The 22,974-nt window shown below is 73.4% G+C and carries 15 protein-coding genes; 6 read left to right on the forward strand and 9 right to left on the reverse strand.

Going from position 1 to position 22,974, the window contains the following annotated elements:
* Nucleotides 1-40: 40 nt before the first annotated feature.
* The 4 genes from CLV70_RS28455 to CLV70_RS28470 all read right to left on the reverse strand — a co-directional run bounded on the left by CLV70_RS28455 (nucleotide 41) and on the right by CLV70_RS28470 (nucleotide 8,137).
* Nucleotides 41-1,225, reverse strand: a complete 1,185-nt coding sequence (locus CLV70_RS28455; RefSeq protein ID WP_106129669.1) for a VWA domain-containing protein — start codon at nucleotides 1,223-1,225, stop codon at nucleotides 41-43.
* Nucleotides 1,222-3,759: a DUF5682 family protein gene (locus tag CLV70_RS28460; RefSeq protein WP_106129670.1), complete on the reverse strand. Its 2,538-nt coding sequence runs from the start codon at nucleotides 3,757-3,759 to the stop codon at nucleotides 1,222-1,224. Before CLV70_RS28460 ends, CLV70_RS28455 begins: the two co-directional genes overlap by 4 nt.
* 260 nt (nucleotides 3,760-4,019) lie before the next feature.
* Nucleotides 4,020-5,072 (reverse strand): ATP-binding protein, encoded by a 1,053-nt coding sequence (locus tag CLV70_RS28465; RefSeq protein ID WP_106129671.1) that lies wholly within the window; start codon nucleotides 5,070-5,072, stop codon nucleotides 4,020-4,022.
* Nucleotides 5,073-5,263: 191 nt separating this feature from the next.
* Nucleotides 5,264-8,137 carry an SWIM zinc finger family protein gene (locus CLV70_RS28470; RefSeq protein WP_106129672.1) on the reverse strand — a complete coding sequence of 958 codons (2,874 nt, stop codon included), beginning with the start codon at nucleotides 8,135-8,137 and terminating at the stop codon, nucleotides 5,264-5,266.
* A 118-nt stretch (nucleotides 8,138-8,255) separates the two neighbouring features.
* Here CLV70_RS28470 and CLV70_RS28475 point away from each other — a divergent pair, with 118 nt between their 5' ends.
* On the forward strand, nucleotides 8,256-8,900 hold the full coding sequence (locus tag CLV70_RS28475) for an NAD-dependent epimerase/dehydratase family protein (RefSeq protein WP_106129673.1): 645 nt from the start codon (nucleotides 8,256-8,258) through the stop codon (nucleotides 8,898-8,900).
* Nucleotides 8,901-8,937: 37 nt separating this feature from the next.
* Here the strand turns inward: CLV70_RS28475 and CLV70_RS28480 are convergent, their stop codons facing one another.
* Both CLV70_RS28480 and CLV70_RS28485 read right to left on the reverse strand, forming a co-directional pair.
* Nucleotides 8,938-9,873 carry a DMT family transporter gene (locus CLV70_RS28480; RefSeq protein WP_106129674.1) on the reverse strand — a complete coding sequence of 312 codons (936 nt, stop codon included), beginning with the start codon at nucleotides 9,871-9,873 and terminating at the stop codon, nucleotides 8,938-8,940.
* 182 nt (nucleotides 9,874-10,055) lie between these two features.
* Nucleotides 10,056-10,856: an SAM-dependent methyltransferase gene (locus CLV70_RS28485; RefSeq protein ID WP_106129675.1), complete on the reverse strand. Its 801-nt coding sequence runs from the start codon at nucleotides 10,854-10,856 to the stop codon at nucleotides 10,056-10,058.
* 95 nt (nucleotides 10,857-10,951) lie between these two features.
* Between CLV70_RS28485 and CLV70_RS28490 the strand changes: the two genes are divergently transcribed.
* Both CLV70_RS28490 and CLV70_RS28495 read left to right on the forward strand, forming a co-directional pair.
* Nucleotides 10,952-13,000: a serine/threonine-protein kinase gene (locus CLV70_RS28490; protein WP_106129710.1), complete on the forward strand. Its 2,049-nt coding sequence runs from the start codon at nucleotides 10,952-10,954 to the stop codon at nucleotides 12,998-13,000.
* Nucleotides 13,001-13,035: 35 nt separating this feature from the next.
* Nucleotides 13,036-13,371, forward strand: a complete 336-nt coding sequence (locus CLV70_RS28495) for a YciI family protein (protein ID WP_106129676.1) — start codon at nucleotides 13,036-13,038, stop codon at nucleotides 13,369-13,371.
* A gap of 126 nt (nucleotides 13,372-13,497) precedes the next feature.
* Here the strand turns inward: CLV70_RS28495 and CLV70_RS28500 are convergent, their stop codons facing one another.
* Nucleotides 13,498-14,502 (reverse strand): glutathione S-transferase family protein, encoded by a 1,005-nt coding sequence (locus CLV70_RS28500; RefSeq protein WP_106129677.1) that lies wholly within the window; start codon nucleotides 14,500-14,502, stop codon nucleotides 13,498-13,500.
* 219 nt (nucleotides 14,503-14,721) lie between these two features.
* Between CLV70_RS28500 and CLV70_RS28505 the strand changes: the two genes are divergently transcribed.
* Nucleotides 14,722-15,822, forward strand: a complete 1,101-nt coding sequence (locus CLV70_RS28505; protein WP_106129678.1) for a calcium:cation antiporter — start codon at nucleotides 14,722-14,724, stop codon at nucleotides 15,820-15,822.
* 306 nt (nucleotides 15,823-16,128) lie between these two features.
* Here the strand turns inward: CLV70_RS28505 and CLV70_RS28510 are convergent, their stop codons facing one another.
* Nucleotides 16,129-17,187: a LacI family DNA-binding transcriptional regulator gene (locus CLV70_RS28510; RefSeq protein WP_106129679.1), complete on the reverse strand. Its 1,059-nt coding sequence runs from the start codon at nucleotides 17,185-17,187 to the stop codon at nucleotides 16,129-16,131.
* Between the two features lie 347 nt (nucleotides 17,188-17,534).
* Between CLV70_RS28510 and CLV70_RS28515 the strand changes: the two genes are divergently transcribed.
* Nucleotides 17,535-18,941, forward strand: coding sequence for a DUF1996 domain-containing protein (locus CLV70_RS28515; protein ID WP_106129680.1), 1,407 nt, complete (start codon nucleotides 17,535-17,537; stop codon nucleotides 18,939-18,941).
* Nucleotides 18,942-18,982: 41 nt separating this feature from the next.
* Here CLV70_RS28515 and CLV70_RS28520 read toward each other — a convergent pair whose 3' ends face one another.
* Nucleotides 18,983-19,576, reverse strand: a complete 594-nt coding sequence (locus CLV70_RS28520) for a DUF305 domain-containing protein (RefSeq protein ID WP_106129681.1) — start codon at nucleotides 19,574-19,576, stop codon at nucleotides 18,983-18,985.
* Nucleotides 19,577-19,913: 337 nt separating this feature from the next.
* On the opposite strand from CLV70_RS28520, the gene CLV70_RS28525 reads away from it, so the two are divergent.
* Nucleotides 19,914-22,883 (forward strand): discoidin domain-containing protein, encoded by a 2,970-nt coding sequence (locus tag CLV70_RS28525; RefSeq protein WP_170148670.1) that lies wholly within the window; start codon nucleotides 19,914-19,916, stop codon nucleotides 22,881-22,883.
* Nucleotides 22,884-22,974: the final 91 nt, after the last annotated feature.

Consider the following 22,974-nt stretch of genomic DNA (forward strand, 5'->3'; position numbering starts at 1 on the left):
CTTGCTCGGGCGCTCCTTCCTCGGGCGTTGGGCTGCTTGTTCAGGCGTTGGGCTGCTTGCTCAGGCGTTGGGCGAAGGACATCAGGTCCCGTCGTTCGATGGCCGCCGCCATCAGGTCCGGGAAGGCGTCCGGCGTGCACGCGAACGCCGGCACCCCCAGGGCCGCCAGCGCCGCCGCGTTCTCGTGGTCGTAGGCGGGCGCGCCCTCGTCGGACAACGCCAGCAGCACCACCACCTGCACCCCCGCCGCCGTCATCTCCGCCACCCGGCGCAGCATCTGCTCCCGGACGCCGCCCTCGTACAGGTCGCTGATCAGCACGAAGATGCTGTCCCGCGGCCGGGTGATCAGCTGCTGGCCGTACCCGATGGCGCGGTTGATGTCCGTGCCGCCGCCGAGCTGCGTGCCGAACAGCACCTCGACCGGGTCGCTCAGCTGCTCGGTCAGGTCGACCACGGCCGTGTCGAAGACCACCAGGGACGTCCGCAGCGACCGCATCGACGCCAGCACCGCCGCGAACACCCCGGAGAACACGACGGACGCCGCCATCGACCCGGACTGGTCGACGCACAGCACCACGTCACGCTGCACCGCGGTGGTGCGGCGCCCGTACCCGACCAGCCGTTCCGGCACGACCGTGCGATGCTCCGGCTGATAGTGCTTGAGGTTCGCGCGGATGGTGCGGTCCCAGTCGATGTCGGCGTGCCGCGGCCGGTTGATCCGCGCGGCCCGGTTCAGCGCCCCGTTGACCGCCGCGAGGGTCTTCTGGCTGATGCGCTTCTCCAGCTCGGCCACCACCTTGCGCACCACCTGCCGCGCCGCGTCCTTGGTGCGTTCGGGCATCACCCGGTTCAGCGACAGCAACGTGCCGACCAGGTGCACGTCCGGTTCGACCGCGGCCAGCATCTCCGGCTCCAGCAGCAGCCGGGTCAGATCCAGCCGCTCGATGGCGTCCGCCTGCATGACCTGCACGACCGTGCTGGGAAAATACTCCCGGATGTCGCCGAGCCACCGGGCCACCTTCGGGGCGGAACCGCCGAGCCCCGCCGACCGGGAGGTGCGCGGCCCCTCGCCGTCCTCGCCTCCGTCGTAGAGCGCGGCCAGCGCCGCGTCCATGCGGGCGTCGCGACCCTCGGCCGCACCCAGCGAATCGTCGGCCGGACCGCCCAGCACGAGCCGCCACCGCCGCAGCCGCTCGCGCTTCGCCGGATCCTCGATCTCCGTCATGCGATCTCCCGCCCCAGCAGCGCGCTCAGCGTCGGCAGCACGGTGGCCGCCCGGTCGTGGTCCAGCACCAGCGGTTCGGCCCGCGCCACCGCGCCGCCGGCTATCCGCTCGCCGATCGCGCGGCGCTCACCCGTGGCGAAGGCGCCGAACGTACGCCTCAGCAGCGGCAGCACGTCACCGAAGGCGTCCGCGGGGATGTCGGCGAGCCACTCGTCGATCAGCTCCAGCAGGGCGTCGTCGTGCACCAGCAGCAGCCCGCCGCCGGACAGGAACCCCTCGACCCACGCGGCGCCGTGCGCGGGCGGCGTGCCCACGGTCAGCGGCAACCGCAGCCGCCGGCGTACCTCGCCGCTGTCGAGCCGCCCGGCGTCGAGCAGCAGCCGGGTCAGCCGCCCGGCGATCAGCCCGTGCAGCCCGTCCCGCCGGGACACCGACCCCAGCGTGGTCAGCCAGCGTTCCCGCAGCTCGTCGTCGTCCAGCAGGCCGACCGCCCGGTGCACGCCGTCCACGTACCCGCGCAGTTCCCGGGCCGCCTCATCGGACAGTGACCCGACCGCCGCGGGCAACCCCGCGCAGACCCGGGTGAGCAGTCCGGCGGTCACGGAGGCCAGCCCGGCGACATCGGTACGCCGCACGTCGCCGTACCGGAGGGTGCGCGCCAGCGCCGGAATCGCCGCCATGAGGTGGTTGATGTCGGCGTCGAGCGCGGCCCGGGTGTCCAGCGCGGCGAGCACCGCCGGGAACGCGTCCCCCAGCTCGGCGAGCAGGCACACCTCGACCAGCGCGGTCACGTCGCCGAGCGCGGCCGCGTCCCGGGCCGCCCCGGTCACCTTCGCGGTGGCCGCGGCGACGACCGTGGTCCCGTACATGCTGCCCTCGACCAGCTGCACCGCGAAGTCGGGCAGCCACCGCAGCCGCCACTGCTCCCGGAACGTCCCGGTCCCGCGCCGGGCGGTCTCGGGCTCGCCCCACGGCACCCCGATCGCCCGCATCCGGTGCAACAGCCGGCTGCGTGCCAGGTCCATGTCGCGGCGCAGGTCCAGCTCAAGAACCCGTTCCAGGGCCTCCGGCTTCAACCGTACGGCGCGCTGCTGCGCCGCAAGATCACGTGCCAGCGGTACGGCGGGCATGTCGTCGGGCACGCCCCCGAGCCGCTCCCCGACGACCAGCTTCCGCCCGATGAGCTCGCCCCGCAGCGGTTCCCCGTCGCACATGACGGCCTCGGCGGCCTCGGTCACCTCGGCGAGCCCGGCGAGCGGCCGCCCCCGCAACGTGGCCAGCGCCTCGGCAAGCCGGGTCGCCTCGATGACATGCGCGGACGACGTGGGCACCCCCTCACCCCGCAACACCCCGGCCGCGTCGACCAGCCACCGCGGCACCACGTCCCCGCCGGCGGTGAAAAGGTGGTGGTACCACCCCGGCGACCGCACCCCGGCCCCGTACCCGGACCACGAGGCGAGCCGCCCGTACGTCCACGGCACCCACGTGAAGGCAACCTTCGCCTTCTTCCGCCCCTTGAGCACCGCGGCATCCTCCTTCGCGGTGACCTTCCGAGCGAGCGCGGGCACATGCCAAGCTCCGCACACCACGGCAATCTCGTCGTGGGTCCGCCGCACCTCCCGCAAGACCGTCCGCATGTACGCCTCCCGCACCAGATCCTCGGGATCCTCGGCGGACGTCTCCCGGATCGCCGTCATAGCCTCGGCGATGGCCTCGAAGGCGGGCATCCCCCGATGCTCGACAACGTCCTCCCACCACCGCTCGGGATCGTCATAACCGGCAGCCCGCGCCAACTCCCCGATCGGATCCACCGGCCGCACCCGCCCACCCGGCAGCCCGCCCTCCGCCTCCCCGGCCGCAACATCCTCATGCCCGGCTTCCGGGGGTGGAACGTCTCCGTATCCAGCTTGCCCGGGTGGGGTGTCCTCGTGCGCGGCTTCCCGGGGTGCGGCGTGTCCGTGCCCGGGCGCGACGTGTTCGTGTCCGGCTTGCCCGGGTGGGGTGTCCTCGTGCGCGGCTTGCCCGGGTGCGGGGTTCTCCTGCTCGCGTCCACCGGTCCGTGGCCGGCCGGAATCCCCCGGTGGAGTGCGCCGCTGCCCGTCGCTGCCCGGGCCGGCGGCCCCGTGCGGGGCGTCGGCGTGTCCCGGGTCGCCGGGCCCGGACACCTCCGGCAGCGTGCCGCCGGGTCCGGCGACGTCAGGTGCCGCGTCCTGCGAGCCGGCAAGGCGGTAGGCGTAGGGGAGGTCGAAGAAGCGCACCGGGACGTCGTTGCGCACTGCCCACCGGATCGCCTGCCATTCCGGCGAGAAGACCGCGAACGGCCAGAAGGCGGAACGGCGGGGGTCGTCCGCGGCGTAGCCGAGCAGCGCCACCGGCGGTTCGAGGCCCGGGTCGGCGACCCAGCGCACCAGGTCGTCGGCCTCCGGTGGCCCCTCGACCAGGAGCACGGTCGGCCGCTGGCGGTCGAGCTCCTCGACCACGGCGCGGGCCGAGCCCGGCCCGTGGTGGCGGATCCCGTAGAGACGTTCAGCCATCGAACGGCCACCCGCCACCGTGCCGGCGGACCCCACCGCGCCCCTCACACCCCGCGAACTGCGCCCGCACCGCCCAAGACGAGGGCGTCGCGGGCCGCGCCCACACCGCCCGGCGTGAGGGCCTCGCGGGTCGCGCCGATCCCGCCCGGCGTGGGGGCGTCGTGGGCCGCGCCCACACCGCCCGGCACTCATGCGTTGTGGGTCGTGTCGATGTCGCTGCGTGCTCGGGCATTGCGGGCCGCGCCGGGGTCGGTCGGGGGTCAGGCATCGCGGGCCGCCCGGTAGAAGTCGCGCCAGTCGGTGCGTTCGCGGACGACCGTTTCCAGGTATTCGCGCCAGACCACGCTGTCGGAGACGGGGTCCTTGACGACCGCGCCGAGGATGCCCGCCGCCACGTCGCTCGCGTGGAGGTTGCCGTCGCCGAAGTGGGCGGCCAGGGCCATGCCGCTGGTGATCACGGAGATGGCCTCGGCGGTGGAGAGGGTGCCGGTCGGGGATTTGAGTTTCGTCCGCCCGTCCTCGGTCATCCCGTTGCGCAGCTCGCGGAACACCGTCACGACCCGCCGGATCTCCTCGAGCGCGGTCGGCACCTCCGGCAGATCGAGCGAGCGGCCCAGCTGGGCGACCCGCCGCGCCACGATCTCCACCTCGTCGTCGGCGGAGGCGGGCACGGGCAGCACCACCGTGTTGAAACGCCGCCGGAGGGCGCTCGACAGCTCGTTGACGCCCCGGTCGCGGTCGTTGGCCGTGGCGATCAGGTTGAAGCCGCGCTGCGCCTGGACCTCGGTGTTGAGCTCGGGCACGGGCAGCGTCTTCTCGGACAGGATGGTGATCAGCGCGTCCTGCACGTCGGACGGCACCCGGGTCAGCTCCTCGACGCGGGCGATCGTGCCGGTCTGCATCGCGCGCATGACGGGGCTCGGGGTGAGCGCCGCCTCCGACGGTCCCTCGGCGAGCAGGCGCGCGTAGTTCCAGCCGTACCGGATGGTTTCCTCGGCCGTGCCCGCCGTGCCCTGCACCAGCTGGGTGGAGTCGCCGCTGATGGCGGCGGCGAGGTGCTCGGACACCCACGTCTTGGCCGTGCCCGGCACGCCGAGCAGCAGCAGGGCCCGGTCGGTGACCAGGGTGGACACCGCGACCTCCATGAGCCGCCGGGGCCCGACGTACTTGGGGGTGATCTTCGCGCCGTCGCCGAGCAGGTAGGTCACCACCGCCTGCGGGGACAGGCGCCAGCCCGGCGGCCGGGGCCGGTCGTCGGTCGCGGCGAGCAGGGCCAGCTCCTCGGCATACTGATCCTCGGCATGCGGCCGCAAAGCCGAAAGCCCGCCCCCGGACGAGCCGGAAGAGCCGGAGGAGCCCGAGGAGCCGGAAGAGCCCGAGCCGGAGGGGCCGGAAGCCGGGGACCCGGAAGGCCCGGAAGAGCCCGCGGTGCCGGCAGAAGGGGCGGAGCCCGCAGGGCCGGAGGGAAGCCCGCCGTCGGACGGGCGGGGGGCGGTGCGGTCGGTCACTGGAACTCCTGGAGCATCTCGTGGCGGAAGGTGAGCGTGCGGGCCAGGTCCGCGATCGGACGGATCCGGGACGGGTCGGCCGAGTCCTGGTCGAGCTGGGTGGCGAGCCGGGCGACGGGGGTCGCGTACGCCGGGGGCATGGCGGTGGCGGCGGCGCGGCACAGCTCGGCGAGTTGCCAGCTGTGCCGGTCGGTGCGGGCGCGGTGGGCGATGGTCTCGACGACCGCGACCGCGAGCTCGTCGGGCCAGGCGCCGGGGTGCACCGCGAGGAGCCGGTGTGCCAGGTGGTCCTCGCGGCGCAGGAAGTCGGCCGCGATGCGGGCGAGGTCGGCGGAGGGCAGCAGCAGGTGGAGGTCCCAGCGGACCGCCTCGCGCAGCCCGGCGGCGCCCTCCCGGCTGTCGTTGCGGACCAGCGCGGAGGCCCAGTCGGCGCTGCCCTGGACGATGGCCGCCTTGGCCCAGCCGTGCAGCAGCGCGGACTCCCAGTCGTTGCCGCGCGCGAGGTCGACGACGTCTGCCGCGGGGCGCCCGAACGCCTCGGTCCAGGTGGTCAGCGGGGTGCCGGCGACGATCTCCTCCAGCAGCCAGCCCTGGAGGCCGGTGCCGCGGGCCGGCTGGGCCCCCACCCCGTCGCGGCGCAGGTCGGCGGTGAGCTCGGCGGGTGGCGTGACGGCCACCCGGTCGCGTCCCAGGGTGCGGCGTTCGAGGGTGACGGCGGCCGTCGCGCGTGCGGCCATGCGCCGGCCGAGGCTCGAGCCGGGGAGCCGGCGCAGCAGGTCGAGGGCGGCCTCGCGGACCTCCTTGCGCCGGTCGTCGAGCGCCGAGTCGAGGAAGGCGTCGTCGTCCGGGGAGAGGCCGGTGGCCAGCGCGCCCACGAACCGGGCCCGGTCCTCGGAGGTCTCGGTCGGCCACGTGCTCCGCAGCAGGGCGAGGCCGGCGGCGGGGTCCTGGGCGCGCAGCCGGGTGAGGTGGGCGAGGCGCTGTCCGCCCGTACCCGTGTCCCAGATCGTGGGGTCGTCCCCGGCCGCCGCGCCGGGGGCCTCGTCGCGCAACCACCGCCAGTCGGGGCGCAGGGCAGCCAGCCACCGGCCGCGCTCGCCGGCCACCTGCCCGATCGCGGGCCGCACCACGGCGTTGCGGCGGCCGGCGTCTAGCAGGGCTGGCAGCGACTCGGGCGGCACGTGTCCGCCGTGCGCGGCAGCGGCGGCGAGCCACTGGCCGAGCAGCTCCTGCGCCTGCTGGCTGCCGCCGGGTGCGCCGCCGTCGCTGAGCAGCCGGAGCAGGCGGGCGCCGGCCGCGTCGGGCAGGCGGGGGCCGGGCTCGGGCGGCGCGGCCTCGATCGGCGGACGGGCGATGGCCGGGGTGGTGCCGGCGCGGCGATAGAGCAGGGCCGCCGCGGCGGCGTCGAGGAGGCTCGCACCCGGGCCCAGGGTGATGGGTCGCTCGCCGACCTCCACGGTGGAGGCCGTGAACGGACGGCGGCCCGTGCCGACCAGCGCCGCCGCCAGCAGGGTGGGGGGAAGCTCGGGGGCGCGGGGCGCGGCGCCGCCGGGAACCGGGGGAGCGGCCGGCACGAACCGGTCGTCCACCCAGGCGGCCAGCGGTCGCAGGCCCGCCGGCGTCCACTCGGCGGCGACCGTCGCGGGCGCCCCGCCGGCCGCGGCCAGCAGCCACCACGGCTCGCGATGCCCGGGTGCCAGGGAGAGCGAATCCCCGGCGGTGTCGGTCAGGTGGCCGTCGGCGCTGGGCACCACCCCGGCCAGCAGCATCGGTACGTCGAACCGCCACGGCTCGGCCGCGAGCACCGCCGCCCAGGCCCGCAGCGCCTCGCGGACGGTGCCGGCGCCGCTCGGGCGGGACAGCGGTCGGGGGCTGGTCCGCCGGTCCTTGATCAGCGCCCGCAGGGGAGCCACGCCGGGATAGAAGCACAGGCTGCCCTCGAACGACGTGCCGGGAACGAGGTCGGCGGCGAGCGTCTGCCCGGGTGCGGCGAAGGCGAGGTGGAGCGCGAACCGTCCACTGTCGACGCCGCGCAGCCACGTGCGCCGCGTGGTCAGGGCGCCGTCGTCGCTGTCCGTCTGGCCGAGCACCTGCCACTGGTCGTGCACCGGCGTGCCGGCCAGCACGTCCTCGGTGGAGACCGGGAAACCGATGCGTGAGCGTACGGTCGCGACCATCGCCGGGGTGAGCGACGCGAGCCGCTCGTGGGCGGAGACCAGCAGGCGCAGCAGTGCCAGATCGCCGAGGAGGCGGTCGGCCCATTGCGGCCCGATCCCGGCGAGGCCACCGAGCCGGCGCACGGCCGAGGCCGCCCCGGGAGCCTGCGCATCGACCAGCCGGGCGGCCATGGTCTCGAACGGCGCGGCGCCGGATCGCTCCGCGCCGGCGAGTCCCTGCTGGATCTGGTCGTCGAGCCAGCGGGACAGCTCGGCCATGCCCGCGGCGACCCGCTCCTCGCGCTGCTGCGCCCGTTTGCGGGCCAGTTCGGGATCGGCCGGGCCGTCGGTGCGGGGCGCGGCGGCCTTCGCGGCCCGCACCGCCCGGCCCGCCTGCCACTCGGTGACGAACGCGGGCGCCTCGGTGGCCGGGCCGGGTGCGGCGCCCTCGGCCCAGAGCAGGAGCAGGCCGAGGGCATGCTTGCAGGGGAACTTGCGGCTCGGGCAGGAGCATTTGTACGCCGGCCCGGAAAGGTCGACGCACACCTGGTAAGGATTGCGGCCGCTGCCCCTGCACAGCCCCCACAGCACGTCGCCGGAGAGGCCGGTCTCCTGCCACTTGCCGGCGGTGCCGACGCTGCGGGCACCCCGCAACGAACCGGGGTCGGGGGCGACGGCGGTGACCTGGGCGGTGGACCAGCGTTCAACGGGCACCGGTGCACTCTATGAGCCGGGTACGACGTTTTCGCCCACCGGGACGGATTTCCCAGGTCACGGACGGATCCGCCGGGGCTATGCTGGCTCCCGGGCCCGGGACGCGGAGGACGTACGGATGAAGGTCATCATCTTCGGTGCCACCGGCATGATCGGCCAGGGCGCTCTCCGCGAGTCCCTGCTGGCCCAGGACGTGACGCGGGTGCTCACGGTCGGGCGCCGGCCGACGGGCCTGCGCCACCCGAAACTCACCGAGCTGACGGTCCCGGACGCCGGCGACCTCACCGCGATCGAGGACCGCCTCGACGGCTACGACGCGTGCTTCTACTGCCTCGGCATCTCCTCGGCCGGCGTCGACGAGCAGACCTACACCCGCATCACGTACGACTACCCGGCCGTGGCCGCGCACACCCTCGCCGCGCGCAACCCGGACCTGACGTTCGTCTACGTGTCGGGGGCGGGCTCCAACCCGGACGGCCGCACGATGTGGTCCCGCGTCAAGAGCCGGGCAGAGCTCGAGATCATCAAGACCTTCAAGCACGGGTACGCGTTCCGCCCCGGTTTCATCCAGCCCACGCACGGCGCGACGTCCCGCACCCGCCTCTACCGGGTCGGCTACGACCTGCTCGCCCCGCTGACGCCCTTGATCATCCGGTGGTTCCCGCGGATCGCGACGACGACGGACGCGCTGGGCCGGGCGATGCTGCGGGCGGCGCGCACGGGATTCCCCACCCACATCGTGGAGAACGCCGACCTCCGCTGACCGCCGCAGCCGTCGACCCGGCCCGCGCTGATCCGCGTCAGTCGCCGGCCGCGGGTCTGCGGTGGGTGAGTGAGGCGACCACGACGGCGCCGAGCAGGAGCCCGCCGCCCGCCGCGATCGGCAGCGTCAGCCGCTCGCCGAGGATCGCGACGGCCAGCACCGCCGCGGTCAACGGCTCCAGCAGCGTCACGATCACGGCGACGCTGCCCGCCGTGGTCCGCAGGCCCGCGTAGAACAACCCGTACGCGATCGCCGTGGTGACGACCCCCAGGTACGCGAGCATCCCCGCCGCGGCCGACCCGACGGGCACCGCCAGCCCGCCGGTGAGCAGCGCGACCGGCAGAAGCGTCACCGCACCGACGGCGGTCGAGGCCGACGTGAGCACCAGCGGCCGCACGAACCGGGTGACGTCCCGGCTCAGCACCGTGGTGGCGGCGTAGCCGAGGCCGGAGCCCAGCGCGGCCAGGAGCCCGAGCAGCGGTTCCGGCGCGGTGCCGGTCGGTGCCCCCGTGCCTCCGGTGATCAGGGCCAGGCCGGCGATCGCCGCGGTGATGCTGCCCAGCGCGGCGGGTTCCGGGCGGCGCCGGGAGCGCAGGGCCTCCCACCCGGCGATGAGGACCGGCGCGAGGCCGAGGCTGACCACGGTGGCGACCGCGACGCCGCCCCAGGCGACCGCCAGGAAGTACAGCGCCTGGTACGCGCCGAGGCCGGCGCCGATCAGCAGGAGGCGCCACCGTTGCGGACGGAGCGTGACGAGGACCGGCCAGAGCTGCCGGGCGGTGAAGGCGAGCAGGACCGCCGCGGCGATGGCCAGGCGGTAGAAGCCGATGCCGACCGGGCCGAGGTCGGCGAACCGGCGGACCAGCTGCACGACGACGCCGGTCGTACCCCAGAGGATGCCGGCGACGACGATGGGGAGAAGGCCGCCGCGTGCGGCCGTGCGGGACTGCGGGGACAGGGACAACCGGGACATGTGCTCGCTCCGGGGATTGAGTCGTGAAGGACGACGTCAACGGAGCGAGGGCGGCAGATCACGGCCGGTCAGGGGTGACCTGTCCGGCTGTCGGCTCGTCGCTCCGTCAGGAGCGCGGCGGCGGCAGAATGGCCGGGAAGCTGTGCACGCACCGACCGTAGCGGATGACCCGCCCGGAGCCGCTACGGTTTACGGCCGACGGCGCCGTACATCGCGACGTGGGCGGGGTCGGGGCGCTCGGCCGGGTCGGTCACGGCCCGCCACTCGCTGACCGGGGTGACGCCCGGCTCCACCAGCTCCAGCCCGTCGAACAGGTCGGTGAACTCGGCGCGGTCGCGGGGCCAGATGTTGGTGATGCCCGAGGCGAGGGCCGCGTCGTAGAGGGCCGCCGTCTCCGGGGGCAGCGGGTCCTTCGTCGAGTTGGTCACGGCCAGATAGCTGCCGCTGGGCATGGCGTCGATCAGGGTGCGCACGATCGGCTTGCCCGCGCCGTACCCCTCGATGAAGTGCAGCACCGCCACCAGCATGACCGCGACCGGCTCGCGGAGATCGAGGGTCTCCAGGAGATCCTCGTTCGCGAGGATCTTGGCGGGCTCGCGGAGGTCCGCCTCGATGTACGTGGTCCGCCCCTCCGGCGTGCTGGTCAGCAGGGCGCGGGCGTGGGCCATCACCATCGGATCGTTGTCGACATAGACCACGCGGGACTCCGGCGCGACCCGCTGGGCGACCTCGTGGGTGTTGTCGGCGGTCGGCAGACCCGTACCGATGTCGAGGAACTGCCGGATGCCGGCCTCCGCGGTCAGGAAGTGCGTCGCCCGCTGGAGGAACCGCCGGTTCTCGAGGGCGGCGATGCGGGCGGTCGGGAAGGTCTTGAGAATCTCGTCGCCCGAGGCCCGGTCCACGGCGAAGTTGTCCTTGCCACCGAGCCAGTAGTTGTAGCGTCGCGCCGGCTGCGGCGTCGAGCTGTCGATCTGGTCGGTCATCAGGGCCCTCCACTATGGATGTGCGGCCATTCTAGGCCAGGGCCCCCGGTCGGTCCCCGGCCAGGAGCGGCCCGCCGATGGGTATCGTGCTGCGGGTGACGCAACCATTGATGCCCGGGGATCCGCGCCGGCTCGGCGGCTACGAGCTGCTCCGGCGTCTCGGCCAGGGCGGCATGGGCACGGTCTTCCTGGGGCGTTCGCCGGACGGCCGGCTGGTGGCCGTGAAGATGGTGCGTCCCGAGTACGCCTGGGACACCGAGTTCCGGGGCCGCTTCCGCAGCGAGGTCAACCGGGCACGGGAGGTGCCCGGCTTCTGCACGGCGGCGGTGCTCGACGCTGACCCGGACCACGAGACGCCGTACCTGGTGGTCGAGTACGTCGACGGACCCAGCCTCTCCCAGGTGATCCGGGAGCGGGGCGCGCTGGACGGCGGCACCCTGCACAGCGTGGCCGTCGGGGTCGCCACGGCGCTGGCCGCGATCCACGGCGCGGGCGTGATCCACCGCGACCTGAAGCCGCAGAGCGTCCTCTTCTCGCTGGGTACGCCCAAGGTGATCGACTTCGGGATCGCACGGGCGCTGGAGGTGACCAGCCGGCACACCAGGCCGGACCAGATGGTCGGCACGGTGGCGTACATGGCGCCGGAGCGGTTCGAGGCCGACTCGGACCGGCGGGCGGGCGCGCCCGCGGACGTGTTCGCGTGGGGAGTCGTGGTGGCCTACGCCGCGACCGGTCGCACGCCGTTCGGCACGGACTCGCCGGCCGCCACGGCCGCGCGGATCCTGACCCAGCCGCCGGACCTCACCGGGATCGAGGGGCCGCTGCGTTCCCTGGTGGAACGGGCCCTGGCGAAGGACCCGGCCGACCGGCCGACCGCCCACCAGCTGCTCGACCTGCTGCTCGAGGCGGAGACCGGGGGAGGGCTGGCGCAGCGGCCGGAGCTGCTCAGGGCCGCCGAGGCGGCACAGCACACCGGACGGGTGCCGCGTCCCGCCCCGCGCGCCGGCCGCCGGCGGCTGACCCGTCTCGTCGCCGCCTCCGCGGCGGCCGCCGTGGTCTCGGCCGGCATCGGCCTCGCGGTGTCGCGCGGCCGCAGCGACCAGACGTCGGCCTCGTTCGTGTCCGGCCCGGCGGCGTCGCCGTCCCCGGCGCCGGCCGCCCCCGCCACGCCGCTGCTCCAGGGGCCGTCGGTGTCCGACCGTCTCGACCGGCCAGGGCTGTGGAAGGCCGACGAGCGGACCACGCACGCCAGGGGATGGTGCACCTTCGACCGCCGGATGCTGGCGACGACCCACGAGGCCAGCCTCTACCGGTGCCGGGGCCCGGAGGAGTCGTTCACCGGCGACCACACGATCGCGGTCGACACCGGCATCGTCACCCGGGGCTCGTGCGCGGTGATCTGGTTCCGGTACGTCGGCACGAGCGGCTACGTAGCCTCCTTCTGCGAGAAAGAGGTCCGCCTGGGGATCGACACGAACTCGGGCAACGGGTTCACCGGCGAGCGTACGGCCGCGACGACCGCCTTCCGGCCCGGCCGCACGCACCGGGTGGGCATCGCCGTGCGCGACGGCACGGCCGGGCTGACGGTCGACGGCGCGGCCCTGCTCAGCCTGCCGCTCACCGAGCCGCTGCTGGTCGCGGGCCGGATCGAGCTGGGGGTGCTCAACGAGTCGGCCGGCGACAGCGCGTCGGTGTCCTTCGCCGACGTCGAGCTGCGGTCCCCGGTGGCGGGCGAGCGGACGCCCTTCGCCGACCCGGCCACCGGCTCCGGCACGTCGGTCGTCAGGCTCTACTCGTACGACCCGGACGAGCGCGCCGCGGTGGCCCAGCCGGTGCGGGTGCTGGACAGCGCCGACTACTGCGAGCAGTTCCGGGTGGACCCGGACGACCTGCTGTGCAGCGACCCGTACCAGGTCGTCGAGAGCCGGCAGAAGGTCACGATCCCGGTCCGGAGGTCGCCGGCCCTCAGGGTGTGGGAGGGGCCGATCGGCGACGTCCCCGCGGCCGTGCGGACCGGCGAGGGCAGCGGCAAGATATCGGTGTCGAACTTCCGCATCTGGCTGGCCGAGAACCCGGGTGCCCTGGTCGCGGTGACCACCAGCAACGGCACGGCCACCCGTCTGACGGCGATCCGCCCTGCCTGACGGCTGCCCGGCCGAGGGTCCACTAGCCTGCGCCCATGAGCAGATTCCTCGCCATCTACCACGGTGCCGCCGATGACGCGCAGAAGCCCGAGGTGAGCGATGAGCAGCAGGCCGAGTTCCTGAACGCCTGGGCGACGTGGGCGCGAAACCACGCGGACGCGATCGTCGACAACGGCTCGCCGCTGTTCCGCAAGCGGCGGGTCACCGCCGAGGGGAGCGACGACTTCACGGACAGCAAGACGGGGTACGCCATCGTCGAGGCGGCCTCCCAGGACGAGGCCGACGGGATCTTCGCCGAGCACCCCCACCTGCGACTGTTCCAGGGCAACTGGATCGAAGTGCTGGAGTGCCCGCCGATGCCGGGCCCCTGAACGCCGCTCGCGGCTCCCTCCCGGGCTCCCTGTCTTTCGTGGCCCCGGCCGTGCGCGGGCCCGGCCGTGCGCGGGCCCGGCCGTGCGCGGGCCCGGGTGCTCGTCGGCCGCGGGGCGGCTGCCGGGTCAGGTGGCTCCGTGGCCGGCCGGGACCTCCTCGCCGGCGCGGGGCGGGGGCGGCGGCGTCCCGTCGCCGAAGGGCCGGCCGCCCAGCTTCTCGCGGCCGTGCTCGGTCAGCCAGCCGCTCAGGTCCGGGCCGGCGGGGACGATGCCGGTCGGGTTGATGTCGCGGTGCACCTCGTAGTAGTGCCGCTTGATGTCCGAGAAGTCGATCGTGTCGCCGAAGCCGGGCGTCTGGAACAGGTCCCTCGCGTACGCCCACAGCACCGGCATCTCCGTCAGCTTGCTCCGGTTGCACTTGAAGTGCCCGTGGTAGACCGGGTCGAACCGCACGAGCGTCGTGAACAGCCGGACGTCCGCCTCCGTGATCGTGTCGCCGACCAGGTAGCGCCGGTCCTCGAGGCGTTCGGAGAGCAGGTCGAGCCGGTCGAAGAGCCGGTGGTAGGCCTTCTCGTACGCCTCCTGCGACCCCGCGAAGCCGGCCCGGTAGACGCCGTTGTTGACGTCGGCGAAGACGACCTTGTTGATGTCGTCGATCTCGGCGCGCAGCTCCTCCGGGTAGAGCGCGGGGGCGCCCTCGCGGTGGTGTGCCGCCCATTCCACCGACAGGTCGATGGTGATCCGGGCGAAGTCGTTGGTCACCACCTGGCCGGTCGGCACGTCCACGATCGCGGGCACGGTGATGCCCTTCTCGTAGCCCGGATAGCGCTTGAAGAACGCCTCCTGCAGCCGCTCGATGCCCAGCACCGGGTCGCGCCCGCCCGGATCGAGGTCGAACGTCCAGCTCCGCTCGTCGTGCGTCGGCCCCGCCACCCCCATGGACAGCGCGTCCTCGAGGCCGAGCAGCCGCCGTACGATGATCGCGCGGTTCGCCCACGGGCACGCCCGGCTGACCACAAGCCGGTAGCGGCCCGCCTCGACCGGATAGCCGTCGCGGCCGTCGGCCGTGATCCGGGAGGCGATGTAGCGCTGGTCGCGGGTGAACTCCCCGGACGTCGAGACGTAAGCCATGCGTCCACCATTCCCGCCCCGGCGCCGTCGAAGCAAACCTCAAAGGCTTTTGTCGTAGCTCCGTAAGGGTTCGGACCGTCGCTCACGCCGAGGGCCGGGCGGGGCGATCCATTCGCCGGGGGCTCATGGGCGGATCGCCCCACCCGGCGACGTGCGTGAATGGTCACCCCGAAAGCCCAGGACCGGGCGACGGGGCGCGGATTCTGGCAGGGTTGACGGATGGCAGTGAAGATCAACTCGTACCTCGCCCGATGGACCGCGTACGTGCCCGGGGCGGCCGTCGTCGCGCTCGTCCTGACGTGGGGCCGTGACCTGCCACCGCCCGCGGTGATCATCAGCGGGCTGCTGCTGGCGGGCGCGGTGCTCGCCGCCGTGCACCACGCCGAGGTGGTCGCGCACAAGGTCGGTGAGCCCTTCGGCTCCCTGGTGCTCGCCGTCGCGGTGACGATCATCGAGGTGGCCCTGATCGTCACGCTGATGATCAGCGGCGGGGAGAAGACCCAGTCGCTCGCCCGCGACACGGTGTTCGCCGCCGTCATGATCACCTGCAACGGGATCCTCGGGCTGTCGCTGCTGGTGGGCGCGGTCCGCCGCCGGATCGCGGTCTTCAACCCCGAGGGTACGGGCGGAGCCCTCGCCGCCGTCACCACGATCGCCACCCTCAGCCTGGTTCTCCCGAGCTTCACGACCAGCCGCCCGGGCCCGCAGTTCTCGCCCGCCCAGCTCGCCTTCGCCGCGGTCGCCTCGCTCGGGCTCTACCTCCTGTTCGTCCTGGTCCAGACGCGCCGGCACCGCGACTACTTCCTGCCCATCACGACCGCCGGCGAGGTCATCGACGGCGAGGAGCACGTCGACCCGCCCACCGGCCGCGCCGCGCTGACCAGCCTAGGCCTGCTGCTCGTGGCGCTGATCGCGGTGGTCGGCCTCGCCAAGGGCGTCTCCCCGGCGATCGAGACCGCGGTCGCCGGCGCGGGCCTGCCCCAGTCGGTCGTCGGCGTCGTGATCGCCCTCCTGGTCCTGCTCCCGGAAACCATCGCGGCCGTACGCGCGGCAGCCCGCGACCGCATGCAGACGAGCCTCAACCTGGCGCTGGGCTCGGCGATGGCGAGCATCGGCCTGACCATCCCGGCGATCGCGATCGCGATGATCTGGCTGGACGGCCCGCTCCTGCTCGGCCTCGGCGGCACCCAGACGGTGCTGCTGGCCCTGACGGTGGTGGTGGGCTCACTGACCGTGGTCCCGGGCCGCGCGAACGTCCTCCAGGGCGGCATCCACCTCAGCCTCCTCGGCGTCTTCCTCTTCCTCGCCGCCAGCCCGTGACAGCGGAGAGGGGGTGAGCGGAGGGCCTGGTCGCAGGCCGCGCCGACCGGCGACCGGCAGAGGCTGGGAGTGGGCTGGCGCGCCGCGGGTGGTTGGGAGAGGGCGGGCGCGGGTGGCTGGGGGAAGGCGTGCGGCGCGGGCCGCGCCGGGGCGGATCGGGCGGCCGGCGCGATGCCGGAACCGGAGCCGGAAGAGCAAGGGGACGACCGTCCGGCTCCCGGCGGCGCGGGCCGGACCGATCAGCTCGAGCCCAGCGGGGCGGACCAGGCGCAGGTCGTCGAGCGCGTGAAGCCGGGGCGGGCGGGGTCAGGCGGAGCGGCGCTTGATCAGGGTGGGTTCGTAGATGACGGAGGAGACTCGCATGTCCGGGTCGTCGATGCGGGTCATCAGGAGGCGGGCCGCCTCGGCGGCCATGTCCTCGAGGGGGTGCCGGACCGTCGTCAGGGCCGGGTCGGCCGCCGTGGCCGCGCTGCTGTCGTCGAAGCCCACCACCGCCACGTCCGCGGGGACCGTGCGGCCCTCGTCGCGCAGGGCGAGGAGGGCGCCGAGGGCCATCAGGTCGTTGGCGACGAAGACGCCGTCGAGGTGCGGGTGGTCCGCGAGCAGGGTGCGCATCGCCGCCTCGCCGCTTTCCTGGGTGAAGTTGCCGGAGACCTGGGGGACCCAGCCGTGGCCGTGGCGGGCCATGGAGCGGCGGAAGCCGGTGATCCGGTCGCTGCTGGCGGGGACGTCGGCGGGGCCGGCGATCATGCCGACGAGTTGGCAGCCGCGGGCGACGAGGTGGTCGGCGGCCAGGGCGGCGCCGGCGTCGTTGGCGAGGTCGACGTAGTTGATCGGCACCGGGTCGGCGGGGCGGCCGATCATCACGGCCGGGACGCCCGCGTCGGTGAGCATCCGGGGCAGGGGGTCGTGGCCCGGCAGGGAGAGCACCACGACGCCGTCGGCCTGGCCGTGGCGCAGGTCGCCGACGAGCCGGGTGCGCTGGTCCTCGGTGCCGACGATCTGCAGGGCGAGCTGGATCCCCGCCGTACGCAGGACGCTCATCAGGCCGCCGACGACGCGGCCGAAATAGGGGTCGGCGAAGAAGCGGCCCATGAACGGGTCGTCGTCGTGGCTCTCGGAGTCGGACACGACAAGCGCGATGGTGCCGGTGCGCCGGGTGACCAGGGAGCGGGCCAGCCGGTTGGGCACGTAGCCGGTGCGCCCGACCGCGTCCCAGACGAGTTCGTGCAGCTGGGGGTCGACGTTGCGGATGCCGTTGATCACGCGGGACACCGTCGCCCGGGAGACCCCGGCCAGGCGGGCCACGTCCTCCAGCGTCGGCAGCCGCTCGCCGACGCGCACGCGTCCGCCCGTGGTGGTCATCGAGCGGACCTCCGAGTCTCCATGACGTCTTTATAGCACAGCCGGAGAGCGCTCTCCGGCAAGAGCCGGACGCGGTCGGGCCGCGGCCGGGATGCGGCGGGAATAAGACCGGAACGGCCCGGGATGGGACCGGGATGGGGCTGGATGCGGCAGCGGCGGCGGCGATTGACGGGTGAACGGGCAGAGCCGGTTCCGGAACCGCGCGGGCGTATTGACGTCCGTGCAATAGCGGCGTAACACTTCGGAAAGCGCTCTCCGCGTTCCCCGTACCCCCGCGGCCCTTTCCCCGCAGCTCGTGGCGACCGCCGCGAGGTGTCCGGCCCGGGAACCCGTCCCCTGGAGGACCCATGACACCCACGAGAAGAAGGCTCAGACGGCTCGTCGCCCCGATCGGTGCCGCCGTGCTGGCGGGCTCGCTGCTCGCGGTCGGCATCCAGCAGGCGCACGCCGCCGACACCCTGCTCTCGCAGGGCCGTCCGGCGCTCGCGTCGTCGCTGGAGAACGGTGAGTCGCCGGCCGCCGCGGCGGTCGACGGCCGGGCCGACACCCGCTGGGGCAGCCAGTGGGCCGACCCGCAGTGGCTGCGCGTCGACCTCGGCGGCACCGCGACGGTCACCCAGGTCGTCCTGCAGTGGGAGACCGCGTACGGCAAGGCGTTCCAGATCCAGACGAGCCCCGACGGCAACGCGTGGACCAGCATCTACAGCACCACGACCGGCGCCGGCGGCACCCAGACGCTGAACGTGAGCGGCTCCGGGCGCTACGTCCGGATGTACGGCACCCAGCGCGGCACCGGCTACGGCTACTCCCTGTACGAGTTCAAGGTGTACGGCTCGCTCACCGGCGCCCAGCCCGACCCGGGCGGCAGCGGCTACGTGCTCGCGAACCCGCCCGTCACCGGCGTCGTACCGTCGACGGCCGTGCCGCCGGCGACCAACCCGCCGACCACGCACCACGAGTTCCAGGCGAACTGCTCGGTGAGCCGGTCGAACCTGCCGGACGACCCGATCGTCTTCCCGAACATGCCGGGCGCCTCGCACTCGCACACGTTCATGGGCAACACGACCACGAACGCGGCGACCACGCTGGCCAGCCTCCAGGCCGGGCAGACGTCGTGCATCACGCCGGGCGACAAGACCGGTTACTGGATGCCGACGCTGCTCAACGGCGACACGGCCGTGCAGCCGGTGGGCCGGCAGGTCATCTACTACAAGAGCGGCGTCATCGACTACCGCAGCGTGCGCCCGTCCCCGCCCGGCCTGCGTTACGTGGTCGGCAGCCCGTCGGCCACGCTGGACGAGTTCCGCAACGCGCCCGGCGCCGTCGAGGGCTGGGAGTGCGGCGACAGCGTCCGCAACTGGGACTTCCCGGCGAACTGCGTGGCCGGTAGCCAGCTCAACATGCGTTACCAGGCGCCGAGCTGCTGGGACGGCCTCCACCTGGACACGCCGGACCACAAGAGCCACATGGCGTACCCGGTGGTCGGGATCTGCCCGGCCAGCCACCCGGTGGCGGTACCGATGATCGAGTTCAAGGTGGCCTTCCCGGTGAGCGGGAACATGGCGAACGTGCGGTTGTCGAGCGGCCGCGGCTACTCGTTCCATTACGACTTCTACAACGCGTGGGACGCGCCGACGCTGCGGGCGCTCGTGACCCATTGCATCAACGGCGGGCTGCAGTGCGACCCGCGCGGTTACGACCAGTACAAGCCGGACCGGGGCGCCGCCCTGAACGAGAACTACGAACTGCCGTGATCGATCGTCCGGGTCCCGTGAAATGCGGGGCCCGGACCATTTCAGGAAAAGGACGTCAGCAGAGAAAGGTACGTCCGCCGGCTGTCGAGCACCTGCTCCGCGAGCGCCCGGGTGCGCGGCTCGACGCCGGCCTTCCGCTCGCTCTCGGCCAGGGTGACGCCCTGCTCGAGGTGCGCGGTGAGGCGCCGCACGACCAGGTCGTCGAAGGCGGCACCGCGCGCGGCGGCGGCCTCGGCGACCTGCTCCGGGGTCACCATGCCCGGCATCGGCATGCCCTTGTGCGGGTTCTCGGCCGGCAGCCGGGCCTCGTCGTGCAGGGCCCGCAGGTCGCCGAGCTCCCGCTCGTGCAGGTCCCTGACCTGCGTGGACAGCTGCACGAGCCGCTGGTCGGCGGCCTTGCCGGGCACGAGGTCCAGCAGCGGCAGCAGCTGCTCGTCCATGGCGATGGTGATCTCGACCCAGGCCAGATCGGTGCCGCCGAACGTGGCGGCCGAGGGCGCGGCGGCGGCCACGGAGGCCGGGGCGGCCGGGCCCGGGGCGGTCGTGGTGCCGCAGGCGGACAGGCCGAGCAGCAGGGTGCCGGTGATCGCGAATCGAGCGGGCGGGGGAAATCGATTCAGGCGGGAAAAGCGCACGGGGGGAAATCGACGCACACCGCGAGTCTCGACCGCCATTTCGATCGTGTCAATGCGTCCCGACCGCCGGAACGGGGGCGGGTATGTCCTGTATGCGGCGGCGGCCGGGCGATCCGGCGGGGGCGTACGGGCCGTTCTATTGACACGGAGGAAAAGCGGGCGTAACACTGCGGCATGCGTTGGAGAGCGCTCTCCATCCCCGATCCGAGGCGCGCTCCGTTCCCCTCCCGGCTCCGTCCGGCGAACGTCAGGAGTCCCCGTGCATCCGGCCTTTTCCCTCAGCCCACCGGTTCCGCCGCCCGCCCGCACCGGCCCCCGCAGGCGCGGGCTCGTCCTCGTGGTCGTGCTCGCGGTCGTCGCCGCGTACCTGAGCGTCGTGCAGGTGACCGCGCACGCCGCGGACGCGCTGCTCTCGCAGGGCAAGCCCGCGCTCGCCTCGTCGCTCGAGGGCAACGACGTGGTGGCGGAGAACGCGGTCGACGGCAATCCCGGCACCCGGTGGTCGAGCCAGTTCGCCGATCCCCAGTGGATCCGCGTCGACCTCGGCGCCACCGCCACGGTCACCCAGGTCGTCCTCCAGTGGGAGAACGCGTACGGGAAGGCGTACAAGATCCAGACGAGCGCGGACGGCACCGCCTGGACCGACATCTACGGCACCACCAACGGTGCCGGCGGCACCGAGACGCTCACGGTGAGCGGCTCCGGGCGCTACGTCCGGATGTACGGCACCCAGCGCGGCAGCCCCTACGGCTACTCACTGTGGGAGTTCAGGGTCTACGGCAGCACCGGCGGCACCACGCCCGACCCCACCGACCCGACGCCGGTGCCCGGCAACTGGACCCCGGTGTGGAGCGAGGACTTCACCGGACCGGCGAACACCTCGCCCAGCGCGGCCAACTGGCTGCTGCGCACCGGCACGCAGTATCCCGGCGGCGCGGCCAACTGGGGCACCGGCGAGGTCGAGACAGCCACCGACTCGACCGCCAACGTGTCCCTCGACGGCACCGGCAAGCTGTCCGTCAAGGCGATCCGCGACGGTGCCGGAAGGTGGACCTCCGGGCGCCTCGAGACCCAGCGCACCGACTTCGAGCCGCGCGCCGGCGAACTGCTGAAGTTCAGCGCCGTGCTCAAGCAGCCCGACGTCGCCAACGGCCTCGGCTACTGGCCGGGCTTCCGCGCCACGGGTGCGGCGTACCGGGGCAACTACACGAACTGGCCCGGCGTCGGCGAGACCGACATCATGACCGGCGTCAACGGGCGCAGCCAGCTGTCGCAGACCCTGCACTGCGGCACCGCGCCCGACGGCCCCTGCGCCGAGTACAACGGCCGGGCGAGCGGGTTCGCGAGCTGCACCGGCTGCCAGACCGGCTACCACGAGTACTCGCAGGTCATCGACCGGACGAAGACCGACGAGGAGATCCGCTTCTACCTCGACGGGCGGCAGACCTGGGTGGTCCGCGAGTCCCAGGTCGGCGTCACCGCGTGGAACGCCGCCGTGCACCACGGCTTCTTCCTCCGCCTCGACCTGGCCATCGGCGGGTCGCTGCCGAACGCGATCGCCGGCTTCACCACGCCGACCCCCGAGACGACCTCCGGCGGCGTGCTGTCGGTCGACTCCGTCTCGGTGGCCCGGGCCACCGGCGCGACACCCGCGGCGATGACCGATCCCGCCACCCCCGGCGGGCCGTCGACCGTACGGGTGACCGGCTCCCAGGGCAACTGGCAGCTCAACGTCAACGGGTCGGCGTACGAGATCAAGGGTCTGACCTACGGCCCGCCGCAGGCGGCGGCCGACGGGTACCTGCGCGACCTGCGGAACATGGGTGTCAACACGATCCGCATCTGGGGCGTGGACGACGCCAACACCCCGGCGCTGCTCGACCGCGCCGCGCAGCAGGGCATCAAGGTGGTCGTCGGGCACTGGCTGAACCAGGGCGCCGACTACGTCAACGACACCGCCTACAAGAACTCGGTCAAGGCGGAGATCGTCGCCCGGGTCAACGCGCTCAAGAACCGCCAGGGCGTGCTGATGTGGGACGTCGGCAACGAGGTCATCCTCACCATGCAGGACCACGGGCTGTCCGCCGCCGAGGTCGAGGCGCGGCGCGTCGGCTACGCCCGGTTCGTCAACGAGGTGGCCCAGGCCATCCACGCCGCCGACCCGAACCACCCGGTCACGTCGACCGACGCGTACACGGGTGCCTGGCCCTACTACAAGCAGTACGCGCCCGACCTGGACCTGCTCGCGGTCAACTCGTACGGGGCGATCGGCAACGTCAAGCAGGACTGGATCAACGGCGGCTACACCAAGCCGTACATCCTCACCGAGGGCGGGCCGGCCGGCGAGTGGGAGGTGCCCGCCGACGTCAACGGCGTGCCGACCGAGCCGTCCGATCTGCAGAAGCGCGCGGGCTACACGAGCAGCTGGAACGCCATCAAGGCGCATCCCGGCGTGGCGCTGGGCGCGACCGAGTTCCACTACGGACTCGAGAACGACTTCGGCGGGGTCTGGCTGAACACCTTCACCGGCGGGTGGCGGCGGCTGGGCTACCACGCGCTGCGGCAGGCGTACACCGGGCAGGCCTCGGCGAACACGCCGCCGGAGATCACCTCGATGACGGTGAGCAACCAGACGGCGGTGCCCGCGGGCGGGACGTTCACGCTCACCACGGCGGCCACCGACCCCGACGGCGACCTGATCCGCTACAACCTCATGTACTCCGACAAGCACATCAGCGGGAACACCGGCCTGACGAACGTGGTCTTCACCGACAACGGCAACGGCTCGTTCACCGTACGCGCGCCCGAGAAGCTCGGCGTGTGGAAGGTCTACGTGTACGCGTTCGACGGCCACGGCAACGTGGGCATCGAGCAGCGGTCGCTGCGCGTGGTGCCGCCGACGGTCCCGGGCACCAACCTCGCCCGGGGGCGTACGGCCACCGCCTCGTCGTACCAGCCGACCGGGAGCAACGGGCCGCAGTTGCCGGCGTACGCGGTCGACGGCGACTACGGCACCCGCTGGGCGAGCGAGTGGCTGGACACGGCCTGGGTGCAGGTGGACCTCGGCTCGGTGCAGTCCTTCAACCACGTGCAGCTCGCGTGGGAGGACGCGTACGCGAAGGCGTACGCGATCCAGACGTCCGACAACGGTTCCACCTGGACCACCGTCTACAGCACCACCAGCGGCAACGGCGGCTTCGACAGCCTGAACATCAGCGGCTCCGGCCGGTACGTACGGATGAACGGCACCACCCGGGCGACCGGTTGGGGCTATTCGCTCTACGAATTCGGGGTCTACCGGGTCTAGACGAGTAGTTCCGATATCCCGGTCAGTGGTCGTAGGCGATCAGTGACCGGGTGACGGGTGCGCCGGTCTTGTTGTTGTGCCAGATCGCTGC

This window comes from Pseudosporangium ferrugineum (assembly GCF_003002065.1).
In the GTDB taxonomy this organism is placed as follows: domain Bacteria; phylum Actinomycetota; class Actinomycetes; order Mycobacteriales; family Micromonosporaceae; genus Actinoplanes; species Actinoplanes ferrugineus_A.

Excerpts from the sequence above, each read along its gene's own strand:
- CLV70_RS28455 (WP_106129669.1), bottom strand. The coding sequence starts at position 1,225 with ATGACGGAGATCGAGGATCCGGCGAAGCGCGAGCGGCTGCGGCGGTGG.
- CLV70_RS28460 (WP_106129670.1), bottom strand. The coding sequence starts at position 3,759 with ATGGCTGAACGTCTCTACGGGATCCGCCACCACGGGCCGGGCTCGGCC.
- CLV70_RS28475 (WP_106129673.1), top strand. The coding sequence starts at position 8,256 with ATGAAGGTCATCATCTTCGGTGCCACCGGCATGATCGGCCAGGGCGCT.
- CLV70_RS28480 (WP_106129674.1), bottom strand. The coding sequence starts at position 9,873 with ATGTCCCGGTTGTCCCTGTCCCCGCAGTCCCGCACGGCCGCACGCGGC.
- CLV70_RS28485 (WP_106129675.1), bottom strand. The coding sequence starts at position 10,856 with ATGACCGACCAGATCGACAGCTCGACGCCGCAGCCGGCGCGACGCTAC.
- CLV70_RS28495 (WP_106129676.1), top strand. The coding sequence starts at position 13,036 with ATGAGCAGATTCCTCGCCATCTACCACGGTGCCGCCGATGACGCGCAG.
- CLV70_RS28500 (WP_106129677.1), bottom strand. The coding sequence starts at position 14,502 with ATGGCTTACGTCTCGACGTCCGGGGAGTTCACCCGCGACCAGCGCTAC.
- CLV70_RS28505 (WP_106129678.1), top strand. The coding sequence starts at position 14,722 with ATGGCAGTGAAGATCAACTCGTACCTCGCCCGATGGACCGCGTACGTG.
- CLV70_RS28510 (WP_106129679.1), bottom strand. The coding sequence starts at position 17,187 with ATGACCACCACGGGCGGACGCGTGCGCGTCGGCGAGCGGCTGCCGACG.
- CLV70_RS28515 (WP_106129680.1), top strand. The coding sequence starts at position 17,535 with ATGACACCCACGAGAAGAAGGCTCAGACGGCTCGTCGCCCCGATCGGT.